Here is an 11,935-nt window from a genome sequence, read left to right on the forward strand (position 1 = left end):
CGGGGCGCCGACGTCGGGCCGTAGCCTGGTTCCATGAACGCGGAGTCGGCCACTGACGAAGCCCTCGCGACGACGCTCGACGTCCTCTCGGTGGTGCTGTACTCCGCGGCCGGGGCGGGCGCGGGCCTGGCGCTGGCCCTGCTCCTGGGGGCGGTGGCCATCGGCCTGGGGCGCTCGCGCCAGGCGGTGCGCATGGTCTACGACCGGATCAAGACGCCGCTGAGGACCCTGCTGGTCGTCGTCGGGATCATGGTCGGCTTCTACGTGGCCACCCGGCTACCCCCGGACGTCCAGGTGCCCGGCTGGCGCGGTGCCGTCCAGCACGGGCTCCTCGTGGCGATCATCCTGGCGGTCACGTGGATGGTCGCGGCGCTGGCGAAGGTCCTCGAGGACTTCGCCGTCCGCGCGGTGCGGGACAACGCCGTCGACGGGGAGCCGAGCACGCACGGCCGGCGCGTGATGACCCAGTCGGCCATGCTGCGCCGCGTCGGCGTGGTGGTCATCTGGATCATCGGCCTCGCGGTCGTCCTGCTCACCTTCCCGGCCGCCCGCGCCGCCGGCGCCTCGATGCTGGCCTCGGCGGGCATTCTCTCCGTGGTCGCCGGTATCGCCGCGCAGAGCACGCTCGCCAACCTCTTCGCCGGGATCCAGCTCGCCTTCACCGACGCGATCCGCGTGGACGACACCATCGTCATCGAGGGGGAGTACGGCTACATCGAGGAGATCACGCTGACCTACGTGGTCGTCCTGACCTGGGACAACCGGCGGATCATCCTGCCGTCCTCGCACTTCACCACCAACCCCTTCGAGAACTGGACCCGCCGGGAGACGAGCATCCTCGGCACGGTGGCCTTCGACGTCGACTGGCGCGTCCCTGTGCCCGCGATGCGTGCCGAGATGCAGCGCCTGCTCGACAAGACGCCGCTGTGGGACAAGAACCTGGGGCTCTTCCAGGTCTTCGACGCCGAGGGCGGGTTCGTCACGGTCCGGGCGCTGGTCTCGGCGAAGGACCCGGGCACGCTCGTCGACCTGCGCTACTACCTGCGCGAGGAGCTGCTCGACTTCCTGCAGACCCGTGCCCCGTACGCGCTGCCGCGTCATCGTCTCGAGGACATCGATCCGCCCCACGAGGCGATCACGCCGCCGCGGGCGCACGACCTGGACGAGCGGGCCGCCCTCGACGCCGACCTGCAGGAGCTCGCCGAGATCGAGAAGGACTACCGCGACCGCGAGCAGGTGCGGGCCGCGGAGGCGGCGCGTGCCCGGGCCGGGGAGTCGGCCGAGGCCCGGCGACGGCGGGAGGCCGCCTCGCGGCGGGCCCGGCGTCGGGCGGCGCGGGAGGACCGGCGCCGGGCCCAGCGCGACGGCGGTGGGCTGGGTCGGCGCGGACAGGTCCCCCTGCACGACGACACGTCGTCGCAGACCACGGTGATGAGCAAGGAGGCGCTCGACGACGCGCTGGCCGCCTCCGCGCCGTCGGCCGCCCGGGCGGCGTCGGCCGGGGCCGGCGACCTGGGCGTTGCGGGTGCCGCGCGCGGTGCCGCTACGAGCGGTGCCGCCGCGGGCGGGAAGGATGCGGCCGCGAAGGGTGCGCCGGCGAAGGGCGCAGCAGCGAAGGGCGCGAAGGGCAAGGCGCCGGGCGGTCGCCGTCGCGGGGACCGGGACGAGCGGGGCGGTCGCCGTGGCGCGTCGGGCACCCGTGCGGGTGCCGGGACCGCGAGGGACCTCGACGCCGAGCGGCCCTCGCCCGCGACCGCCGGGTCCCCGGGGAGCGGCTCCGCGGGCGGTAGGCCCACGGGCAACAGTGCGGACCAGGAGTCGGTGGCCGGCAGGGGGTGGACGGCGCGGACGCACCGCTCGGCGGTGTCGGCCATCTCGGCAGGTTCGGCCAACGCCGCGGCGGTCTACCCGCCCGGCTACCCGGACGACATGAGCATCGGCGACCGCGGCGACGCGCTGCCGGGCTACCCCGACGAGTACCCGTCGGGTCCGCTGCGGCGCAGCCTGGTCTACCGGTTCAGCCCGGGCCGGCCGGGCCGCCCGGTGGTCGGTACCGCCTACCCCACGGACAGCGCCTACTCCACCGGGAGCGCGTACTCCACGGACAGCGCCTACTCGACCGGCAGCTCGTACTCCACGGTCAGTGCCTACTCCACCGGGAGCGCGTACTCGACGGACAGTGCCTACTCGACCGGCAGCGCGCTCTCCGCGGGGGAGCCGGTCGCGGCCTCCGCGCCGGCGGTGACGGAGACCGGCGCCCACGCCTCCTCGATGTACACGGGGACACCCGAGAACGAGGCCCGCGGCGCGAAGTTCACCGGGCCCGACGAGGCCGTGCAGGCCGAGACCGAGGCGAACGTCGAGCGTCGTCGCGCGGCGAGCACCGGCGAGCACCCGTCCGACGACGGGTCGTACGGGCGCTCGGAGACCGACGCCGCGACGACCACCTTCGGTGCGATCGGTCGCGCCATGGCGGGTGACCGCGACGAGGACGAGGCCACCACCGGTTCGGGGGTCATCGAGCTCACCGGGGAGGACGCCGCGGAGCCGGCCGCGTCCGGTGACGTCCCGCTCGAGGACGAGCCCCGTATCGAGGGTCCGGTCGAGCTCACCGGTGACCTGGGCGAGCCGGCGTCGGCCGACGTGCTGCCCGCCCGCTCGGGCGAGACGGCGCTTCTGCCGGCGATCGAGATCGACGAGACGCCCGACGGCGAGGTGTCCGACGGCGAGGCGCTCGACGACGGCGCCTACCCGGACGAGACGCTCGACGACGTGGCGGCGGTCGACGGTGGTGACGACTCCTGGCCGGCCGAGGAGGACGACCTGCTCAACGGCCCCGACCTGGTCGACGACGGGCGGCCGAGCCGCGAGGCGCTCGAGCGCGCCGCGCAGGAGCGCGAGGAGCTCGACCGTGCCGTGCAGGAGCGGGAGGAAGCCGACCGCCTGGAGCTCGAGCGCGCGGAGCGTGAGCGCCGGGAGGCCACCCATCGTGCCGTGCACGGCCGCGACGCCTCGGACCTCGGCGGCGGACCCGCCGAGGGCGGGGCCGGGCCGGGCGGTGCCGGCCGTGACGGCGGGGGCGACGGCGGCCCGGGCGGCGACTGACGTCCGCCGCGACCGGCCCGCACCCGTACGCCGACCGTGGACGGGCGTGACGGATCGCGTCACGAGGCGCACGATGGAGCCATGACGACTTCCTCCGACGGGTACGCGGTGTCCCGGACCGACGACGAGTGGCGGACGGTCCTCGACCCCGACGAGTTCCAGGTCCTGCGCCTCGCGGGCACCGAGCGCCCCTTCACCGGCGCCCTGCTCGACGAGCAGCGCGAGGGCATCTACTCCTGCCGCGCGTGCGGCGCCGAGCTCTTCCGCTCGGAGACCAAGTTCGACGCCCACTGCGGCTGGCCCTCGTTCTACGCGCCGCAGGACTCCGAGGCCGTCGAGCTGCTCGAGGACCGCTCGCTGGGCATGGTCCGCACCGAGGTGCGGTGCCGACGCTGCGGCTCGCACCTCGGCCACGTCTTCGACGACGCCCCGCAGACCCCCACCGGCGATCGGTTCTGCATGAACTCGATCTCGCTGTCCTTCGCCCCCGCCGAGCACGACGTCGAGCCCTCCGCCGACACCTCGACCGACCGTTGAGGCCCGGCCGCCCGCTCCGGGTGGCCACGGTCAACCTCCAGCACGGGACGCCGACGCGCGGGGGAGGGCCGGGCCTGTCCGGCGACCCCGGGCACGCCGACCCCGCGCACGCCGACCCCGCTCACGCAGGTCCCGCACGCCCGACCGACGCCCTGCGCGCGGCAGCCGCCGCCCTGGCGGACCTCGACCTCGACGTCGTCGCCCTCCAGGAGGTCGACCGCGGTCAGCGCCGCTCCGGCTACGTCGACCAGGCCCGCGTGCTGGCCCGCCTGCTCGGCATGCCCCACCACCGGCTCGCCGCCGCCGAGGTCGGGCCGCGCGGCGGCCCCCGGCTCCGCCTCCCGCTCCCGACGGCGCCCTGGGTGCCCGCCTACGGCGTCGCCCTGCTCAGCCGCGTCCCCGTGCGCGCGTGGCGGGCCTGGACCTACCCCTCCCGCCTCCTCGTCCTGCCTGCCGACCACCCCCTGGCCGCGGGCGGCCCCGTCCTGCGGACGGGCCGGCTCGCCGTGCGCCGCGACGAGTCCCGCGCCGTGCTCGTCGCCGAGCTGGACGCCCCCGGCGGCCCGCTCGCCGTCGCCGCCACCCACCTCGCCACCGACGGCGCCGTCGCCCGCGCCCAGCTCGCCGACCTCACCACCCGGCTCACCCGGCACGGCGGCGAGCACCTCCTCGCCGGCGACCTCAACCTGACCCCCGCCGCCGTCGCGGGCGCGACCGACCTGGCCCCCCTCGCCGTCGGGCGGACCTTCCCGGCCCACCGACCGGCCCGCCAGATCGACCACGTCCTCGGCTCCGCCGGCCTCGCCGCGCACGGAGCCGGCGAGGTGCACCGGCTGCCGGTCGCCGACCACCTCACGCTCGTCGCCGAGGTCACCGACCTGCGCGTCCCTGCCGACGCCGCCCGCGCCACCGCCGCCGGAGTCCACGCGCCGGACGCCACCGCGCCCGGCGCGACCGGCGCCGCGACCACCGGCACCGCTACCACCACCGGGCCCGCCTCGTGACCGCCGTCCTGGGCGGTTTCGCCGCGCTCGGCCTCATCGTCGTCGTCGGGTACGTGCTTGCCCGCACCCAGGTGGTGGGCCGCGGCGCCGCCGACACCGTCAGCCGCGTCGTCTTCCACGCGGGCGTGCCCGCGCTGATGGTCACCACGCTCGCCGGGGCCGACGTCGCACACGTGTTCTCCACCGCCGCCGTCGTCACGGTCTCGACCGCGGTGCTCATGGCGCTGACCTACGCCGTCCTGGGCCGCACCCTCCTGCGCTCCTCGCCCGCCGGCAGCATCCTGGGCGCCCTGAGCTCGAGCTACGTCAACGCCGGCAACCTCGGCCTGCCGATCCTCGTGCTCACCGTCGGCACCGCGGCGCCCGTCGTCCCCGCCATGCTGCTTCAGCTCCTGGTCATGGTGCCGGTGAGCTTCGCGCTGCTCGACCGGGCGACCGGACGGGCCGGGGCGGGCTGGCGGGTGTTCGCGCCCGTCCTCTCCCCGCCGGTGCTCGGCGTCCTCGCCGGCATCGTGCTCTCCCTGACCGGCTGGCAGCTCCCCGACGTCGTCGCCACGCCCGTCGGCATGCTCTCCGACATGACGGTGCCCGCCCTGCTGCTCGCCTTCGGCATGTCGATCCACGGCGGCGGCGAGGCCGGCGACCGGGCGCCCGTGCGCGAGGTGGCGACCGCCGTCGTGCTCAAGTCCTTCGTCGCGCCGCTCGTGGCCTGGGTGATCGGCGGGCCGGTCGCGGGCCTTGAGGGCGACGCCCTGCTCGGCGTCGTCGCCGTCGCGGCCCTGCCGACCGCCCAGAACGTGTTCGTCTACGCGATGCGCTACCGGACGCAGGTCGACCTCGTGCGCCGGAGCATCCTCGCCTCCTCGGCGCTGTGCGTCCCGGTCATCGTCGCCGCCACGGGGTTGCTGCAGTGAGCCGGCTCCGCGAGATCGTCGGCAAGGTCCCCCCGCCGGTCTACTTCCTCACCGCCGGCACGTCGTCCTACGTGGGCTCCGGCCTCGCCGTCGGGCTCTTCGCCTCCGCCCCGGCGCTCGCCGTCGGCTGGGCGCGCATGGGCATCGCCGCGCTCATCCTCCTCGCCTGGCGGCGGCCGTGGCGGCGCTGGCCGCGCGAGCGACCCTGGGTGGCGCTGGGCTGGACCGCGCTGTTCGGGCTCGCGCTCGGCGGGACGAACCTGCTGTTCTACGAGGGGATCGCGCGCCTCCCGCTGGGCACGGTCGTCTCCCTGGAGTACCTCGGGCCGGTGCTGCTCGCCGCGGTCGGCGGCAGGGGGTGGCTCAACCGGTTCGCCGTGCTGCTCGCCTTCGCCGGCGTGGCGACGATCGGCGGCCTCGGCGTCGACCTCACCGACCGCGACCAGCTGATCGGCACGCTCTACTCCCTGGGCGCGGGGGCGACCTGGGCGGCGTACATGGTCGTCGGCCGGCGCCAGTCCGGTCGCGTGGCGGGGCCGGACACGCTCGGCGTCGGGCTGGCGATCGCCGCCCTCGCCTACCTCCCGCTGGGTGCCCCCGGCTCGGCCCCGCTGATCGGGTGGGACCTGCTGCCCTTCGTCGTGGGGGTGGCCGTGCTCTCCTCGGTCGTGCCCTACGTCATCGACCAGCTGGCCTTCCGCCGCCTCACCGCGGCGACCTTCGCGCTGCTCACCTCGCTGCTGCCGGTGACCTCCCTGGTCGTCGGGCTCGTCCTGCTCGGGCAGGTGCCGAACGCCGCGGAGATCGCGGGGCTCGTCATGGTCTCGGTCGCCGTCGGCCTGGCGAGCCGGCCGACGCCGCCCCCCGTCCGCCTGCCGGAGCCGGACCCGCCCGGGCCGGGTGACACGCCGCACCGGGGCTGAGGGCCGCTGCTGAGGACCGGGGGCGCGGGTGGCGCCGGCCGACCGGCCCGCCACCGGCACCCGCCTCGCCTACGCCCGACCGGTGCGCCTGGCGTGACGCCACTCGACGACCGCGCAGCCGGCGGTGAGCGCCAGCCAGAGCGCGCCCCAGACCGACGCCGTTCCCTCCAGGTACGCCACGACGTTGTAGACGAGCACGCCGCCGGCGAGACCGGAGGCGAACCAGGCCCGCCACCGGGCGCGGGCCCCGCGCTCCTCCGGGAACCGGTCCGCGTACGCGGCGGGGGCGCCGAACTCACGGGCGAGCGAGGTCCCGGCGTCGCGAGCGTGGTCTCGGGCCTCGGCCTGGATCTCCGCCACGCGGGCGTCGCCCATGTCGTCCCGCCCGCGCAGCGCCCGGCCGAGGGCCACGAGCCAGGCCCCGTCGTCGAGCGGCTCCGCGCCGAGCGCGGCGTCGTCGGCCGCCGCGTCGCCCACCGCCGCGTCGCCCAGCGCCGCGTCGCCCAGCGCTGTGCCGTCCGACTCCGGGCCGTCCGGCGCCGCGTCGTCGGGGCCCGGCCCGACCGGGCCCCTCGCCCCACGAGCCGGCCCGGGGCCGGCGGCCGGCTCCGGAGGCGCCGACCAGGCACGCGCGACGAGCCAGGCCAGCACGCCGTAGGCGAGCGTCGCCCCCACGAAACCGAGCAGCGCGTTCGAGCCGACGACCACGTCGTTCCCGACGGCGAACAGCGTCACCGTCAGGGCGACGGACACCGCGAGCACGGCTCCGGCTGCGATCATCCCCGCCCGGTGGGAGCGACGCACCCGCACGACGGACCACGTCGCGCCGACCGCGCGGGACGCGACCGCCAGCGCGAGCGGGGCCAGCTGCCGGGAGAGGGTGAAGGGCTCGTGCACGGACCAGTCGAGGAGGTTGACGAACGAGAAGAGCGCGCCGAACCCGCAGGCGATCGCCAGGGTCTCGACGCTCAGGTCGCGGGCCGTGAGCCGCTCCGGGGCGTGCTGCTCGACGCCGGTCTCGCGCCACCGCGCGCGCACGTCACGCACGAAGTCCTCGGGCGTGCCGAACAGCTCCTGCGGCGTCTCGCCCGAGCGCTCGACCTCGTCGGCCACCTCGGTGACCGCCTCGACGATGCGCTCGCCGCGGACGTCGGCCAGCAGCAGCATGCCCGCGGCCCGTCGGGCCCAGTCCGCCCCCGGCCCTGCGGCTCCCGCGGCGGCGATCCGATCGATCGCGGTGTCGACCTTCTCCTGTCCGGCACTCATCGATCCCCCTGTCCGGTCGGCGCGTCCGTCGCCAGCGTGTCGACGAGCGCTCGCCAGCCCTCGAGCTCGCGGGCCAGCCGGGCGCGGCCGGCCGGCGTGATCGCGTAGGTGCGCCTGCCCGGGCCCCGTTCGCCCGCGGCCCAGGTGGCCACGACGGCGCCGGAGTCCTCGAGCGCGGACAGCAGCGGGTACAGCGACCCACCCTTCGGGCGGCCCAGGCCGCGCGCGGCCAGCCGCTCGGCGATCGCGTAGCCGTGCAGGTCCTCGACCGCCAGGCACGCCAGCACGCCGGTACCGAGGGCCGCGCGCACCCACTGCGGGGGCCACGGCATCTCCTCGTCGTTCACGTATCTAAGTATGGCAGGTATCTAGATAGGGCGTCGATCTCGTTGGCGGAGGGAGGGGAGGGGGCGACCCAGGGCCCGACGCCCCCGGGTGGGACGACGCTGGGCGCGACCTCCCCGGTCACGCCGACGCCCCGCGCCCCGGACCATGGACGGGTCCGGGAGGCGGGGCGTCGGGCAGGTGCTGCCGGCGGGCGCGGGGGCGGCCGGCGCCCGCCGGCAGCGGTCGGTGTCCTCTGCTCAGGTCGTGGCCGGGCGCCCGCCGAGGTAGAGGTCGGAGAGCTTGGGGTCGGCGAGGAGCTCGCGGGCCGGCCCGGTGGCGAAGACCCGGCCCAGGTCGAGGACGCAGCCGATGTCCGCCATCTCCAGGGCCCGGCGGGCGTTCTGCTCGACGAGCAGGACGGCCACCCCGGCGTCGCGCATCCGGGCGACCTGCTCGAAGACGACGGTGGTGCGCTTGGGGTCCAGGCCCATCGACGGCTCGTCGAGGAGCACGACGTCCGGGCTGACCATGAGCGCGCGGGCGAACTCGACCTGCTTCTGCTGCCCGCCGGAGAGCAGGCCCGCCGCGGCGGACCACTTCTCGGCGACGACAGGGAAGATGTCACGCACGACGTCGGCCCGCTCGGCCAGCGAGGACTGGTCCTTGACCGAGAACCCGCCGAGCAGGACGTTCTCCTCGACCGTCATCTCGGGGAAGACGCTGTGCCCCTGCAGGACGTGGGACAGGCCCAGCCGCAGCAGCGCCTGCGGTCCCTTGCCGGTGACGTCGGTGCCGTTGAGCGAGATCGAGCCGGCCCGCGGCTTGAGCAGCCCCGAGGCGACCTTGAGGACGGTGGACTTGCCCGCCCCGTTGGGCCCCACGAGGCACACCACCGTGCCGCGCCGGACCTCGACCGACAGGCCGCGCAGCACGAGCGCCGCCTTGCCGTAGCCGGCCTCGATGCCGTCGAGGGAGAGGATGACGTCCGGGTCAGACACCAAGGTAGGCCTCCAGCACGCGCGGGTCGGACTTGACGACGTCGGGCGTCCCCGTGGCGATGGGGGCGCCCCGGTCGAACACGACGATGTGGTCGCATAGCTTCATGATGAGCTCCATGTTGTGCTCGACGATGAGGAAGGTCGTGCCCTCGTCGTTGAGCTCGCGCACGAGCACGGCGATGCGCTCGATGAGCGAGGGGTTCACGCCGCCGGCGGGCTCGTCGAGCATGACGAACGACGGGTCCGACATGAGCGTCGAGCCCAGCTCGAGCAGCTTCTGCTGCCCGTAGGACAGGTCGCGGGCCTCGGAGCGCTCGAGGTGGTCGATGCCCACCCGGGCGAGCATGGCCCGCGCCCGCTCGACGGTCTCCGGCGAGCGTGCGCCGCCCAGGTACTCGCCCAGGGAGCGGGGCTGGACCGCGACGAGCATGTTCTCCAGCACGGTCATCCGCGGGAAGGTCCGGCACAGCTGGAAGCTGCGCCCGAGGCCGGCCCGGGCGATCCGGTGCGGCGCCCACCGGGTGATCTCCTTGCCGCGCAGGTGGACCGAGCCCGAGTCGGGCTTGATCATCCCGGTCACGCAGTTGAAGAACGTGGTCTTGCCGGAGCCGTTGGGCCCGATGAGCCCGTTGATCTTCCCGTCGAGGAAGGACACGCTCGCCTCCTGGACGGCGTGCACGCCGCCGAAGGACTTCGACAGGGCGTCGGTGCGCAGGACGGCGGTGCCCACCGCCACCTCCGTGCGGTCATCGGTCATCGTCATGGTCCCTGCCCTCCGTGCTGGTCGTGGTGGCGCCGGCGGAGCCGCCCGCCGGGGCGGAGGCTCCTGCCCGCTCGGAGCCGCCCGCCGGGTCGGTCGCTCCCGCCGTCTTGGAGCCGCCCGCCGGTTCGGCACCGGCCGTCGTCGCCCCGCTGCGCGCGGTCTGCTCCGCGCGCAGCTCCTCGGCGCTGACCTCGCGGATCGAGGTGGCGCCCTGGTGGCGAAGCCGGCGCCAGAGCTGCTGCACCCCGGTGAGCACGCCGTCGGGCAGGAAGAGCACGACGACGCCGAGGAGGATGCCGGTGGCGACGAGGTGGAACTGCGTCTCGCCGAAGTTGAGGACGAAGTACTCCAGCGCGATCCCGACGACGACCGCCCCGATGAGCGGGCCGAACAGGAAGCGGCTCCCGCCGAGCAGAGCCATGAGGACGATCTGCGAGCTGAGCACGACGTCGAACTGGAAGATCGGGTCCAGGTCGCCGAACCACAGGCCGTACAGGCCCCCGGCCAGCGCGACGACGAAGGCCGAGACGACGAAGGCGATCAGCTTGAGCGTCGCGGTGGGGATGCCCAGGGACTCGGCCTTGTCCTCGTCCTCGCGCACGCCCTTGAGACCGGCCCCGAACCGGGACAGGTCGATGAACAACCACACGAGCAGCGCGAGTGCGAGCAGCCCGAGGAAGATGAAGTAGAACGTCTGGTGGTGCTCGGGCCGCAGCATGTCCGGGAACGGCCGGGGGACCACGAGCCCCTCCGAGCCGCCGGTGATCGCGCGCCAGCTCTGGAAGACGAGCTGGAGCACGAGGACCAGGGCGATGGTGACGATCACGAAGGACGCCCCGCGCACCCGCAGGGCCGCGAAGCCCACCGGGATCGCGATGGCCACGGTGCCCAGCGAGGCGACGAGGGCCGCCACGAAGGGGGAGAGGCCGCCCTCGATGACCAGCAGGGCGGTGCCGTAGGAGCCCAGGCCGAAGAAGGCGACGTGGCCCAGCGAGATGTAGCCGGTGAAGCCGCCCATGATGTTCCAGCCCGTGGCCAGCACCGCGAAGTTGAGCACGATGACGCCGGCGCTGAGCATGTAGGCGTTCGGCGAGAGCGCCGGCCACAGGGCGAGCACGGCGACGACGACGGCGATCGAGATCAGTCCGCGCACCCGCTTGCCACGGTCGCCGGCCTCGGCGGAGGCGGCCTGCCGCGGGCGGGTCAGGGTGTCAGAAGCGTTGGGCAAGACGTCCTCCGAAGAATCCTTGGGGGCGGACCATGAGGGTGGCGAACAGGGCGAGGTAGAAGATCGTCTGCGCCCAGGTGGACCCCACCGGGATCTCCAGCAGCACCCGGCCGATGCCGAGCACCATCGCCGCCAGGGCGGCGCCGGGGATCGATCCCAGGCCCCCGACGACGATGATCGCCATGAGCGGGCCGATCCAGTGCCAGTGCAGCGAGGGGTAGATCGTGGCCTGCAGGGACAGGGCCGCGCCGCCCACCGCCGCGGTGGCCAGGCCCAGTCCGAAGCCCAGGCCGGCGGTGCGGTTGGTGTCGATGCCGACGAGCTTGGCCGCCTCGGGGTGCTGGATCGTGGCCCGCAGCGACCGGCCGAAGCGGGTCTTCTTCAGCACGACGTAGAGCACGACGAGGCTGACCGCGGCCAGGCCGAACGAGATGACCTGGACGACCGGGATGCGCGCGCTGAGCAGCTCGATGCTCGAGGCGCCGTACGGCAGGTTGATGCGCCGCTGCGTGCCGGAGTACGCCATGCCGAGCAGGCCCTCGATGATGAGCGCGATGGCGAAGGTCAGCAGGACCGACATCATCGTCATCGTGGACGGCTTGAGCCGGGTGAGCAGGTAGCGCTGGATGACGAACCCGATGAGGAAGAACGCCGGGACGGTGATGACCAGGGAGAGCATCGGGTCCAGGCCCGTCACGCCCGCGAAGCGCCAGGCGATGTAGGCCGAGAGCACGATGAACGCGGCGTGGGCGAGCATGACCACGCGCATGATCCCGAAGTACAGGGTCAGCCCCGCGGCGAGCAGCGCGTACAGCCCGCCGACGAGGACCCCCAACACGAGGGTCTGGAACAGGAGGGTGCCGGAGATCA

General features: G+C 74.7%; 11 protein-coding genes. 5 read left to right on the forward strand and 6 right to left on the reverse strand.

The genetic code is table 11. From position 1 onward, the window contains the following. Nucleotides 1-33: 33 nt before the first annotated feature. From AC3D3D_RS11255 to AC3D3D_RS11275, 5 genes are all read left to right on the forward strand, one after another. Nucleotides 34-3,105, forward strand: coding sequence for a mechanosensitive ion channel family protein (locus AC3D3D_RS11255; RefSeq protein WP_463663078.1), 3,072 nt, complete (start codon nt 34-36; stop codon nt 3,103-3,105). Between the two features lie 81 nt (nt 3,106-3,186). Further along, nucleotides 3,187-3,642 (forward strand): peptide-methionine (R)-S-oxide reductase MsrB, encoded by a 456-nt coding sequence (msrB, locus tag AC3D3D_RS11260; RefSeq protein ID WP_463663079.1) that lies wholly within the window; start codon nt 3,187-3,189, stop codon nt 3,640-3,642. A 20-nt stretch (nt 3,643-3,662) separates the two neighbouring features. Further along, nucleotides 3,663-4,646: an endonuclease/exonuclease/phosphatase family protein gene (locus AC3D3D_RS11265; RefSeq protein ID WP_463663080.1), complete on the forward strand. Its 984-nt coding sequence runs from the start codon at nt 3,663-3,665 to the stop codon at nt 4,644-4,646. Beyond that, nucleotides 4,643-5,560, forward strand: a complete 918-nt coding sequence (locus tag AC3D3D_RS11270; RefSeq protein ID WP_463663081.1) for an AEC family transporter — start codon at nt 4,643-4,645, stop codon at nt 5,558-5,560. Before AC3D3D_RS11265 ends, AC3D3D_RS11270 begins: the two co-directional genes overlap by 4 nt. Further along, entirely contained in the window at nt 5,557-6,483 is a 927-nt protein-coding gene (locus AC3D3D_RS11275; RefSeq protein ID WP_463663082.1) for an EamA family transporter, read from the forward strand. The genes AC3D3D_RS11270 and AC3D3D_RS11275 overlap by 4 nt, the downstream gene beginning before the upstream one ends. Before the next feature lie 69 nt (nt 6,484-6,552). On the opposite strand, the gene AC3D3D_RS11280 is transcribed toward AC3D3D_RS11275, so the two are convergent. The 6 genes from AC3D3D_RS11280 to AC3D3D_RS11305 form a co-directional block, all read right to left on the reverse strand. Beyond that, nucleotides 6,553-7,749: a hypothetical protein gene (locus AC3D3D_RS11280; protein WP_463663083.1), complete on the reverse strand. Its 1,197-nt coding sequence runs from the start codon at nt 7,747-7,749 to the stop codon at nt 6,553-6,555. Next, nucleotides 7,746-8,096 carry a PadR family transcriptional regulator gene (locus AC3D3D_RS11285; protein WP_463663084.1) on the reverse strand — a complete coding sequence of 117 codons (351 nt, stop codon included), beginning with the start codon at nt 8,094-8,096 and terminating at the stop codon, nt 7,746-7,748. Before AC3D3D_RS11285 ends, AC3D3D_RS11280 begins: the two co-directional genes overlap by 4 nt. A 237-nt stretch (nt 8,097-8,333) precedes the next feature. Beyond that, nucleotides 8,334-9,074: an ABC transporter ATP-binding protein gene (locus tag AC3D3D_RS11290; protein WP_463663085.1), complete on the reverse strand. Its 741-nt coding sequence runs from the start codon at nt 9,072-9,074 to the stop codon at nt 8,334-8,336. After that, nucleotides 9,067-9,831 carry an ABC transporter ATP-binding protein gene (locus AC3D3D_RS11295; protein ID WP_463663086.1) on the reverse strand — a complete coding sequence of 255 codons (765 nt, stop codon included), beginning with the start codon at nt 9,829-9,831 and terminating at the stop codon, nt 9,067-9,069. Before AC3D3D_RS11295 ends, AC3D3D_RS11290 begins: the two co-directional genes overlap by 8 nt. Next, nucleotides 9,821-11,065, reverse strand: coding sequence for a branched-chain amino acid ABC transporter permease (locus AC3D3D_RS11300; protein ID WP_463663087.1), 1,245 nt, complete (start codon nt 11,063-11,065; stop codon nt 9,821-9,823). Before AC3D3D_RS11300 ends, AC3D3D_RS11295 begins: the two co-directional genes overlap by 11 nt. Beyond that, the gene (locus AC3D3D_RS11305; RefSeq protein ID WP_463663115.1) at nt 11,049-11,933 is read right to left on the reverse strand and encodes a branched-chain amino acid ABC transporter permease; all 885 of its coding nucleotides are present in this window, start codon (nt 11,931-11,933) and stop codon (nt 11,049-11,051) included. The genes AC3D3D_RS11300 and AC3D3D_RS11305 overlap by 17 nt, the downstream gene beginning before the upstream one ends. Nucleotides 11,934-11,935 lie beyond the last annotated feature (2 nt).

It is taken from the genome of Georgenia sp. X1117, assembly GCF_057784635.1.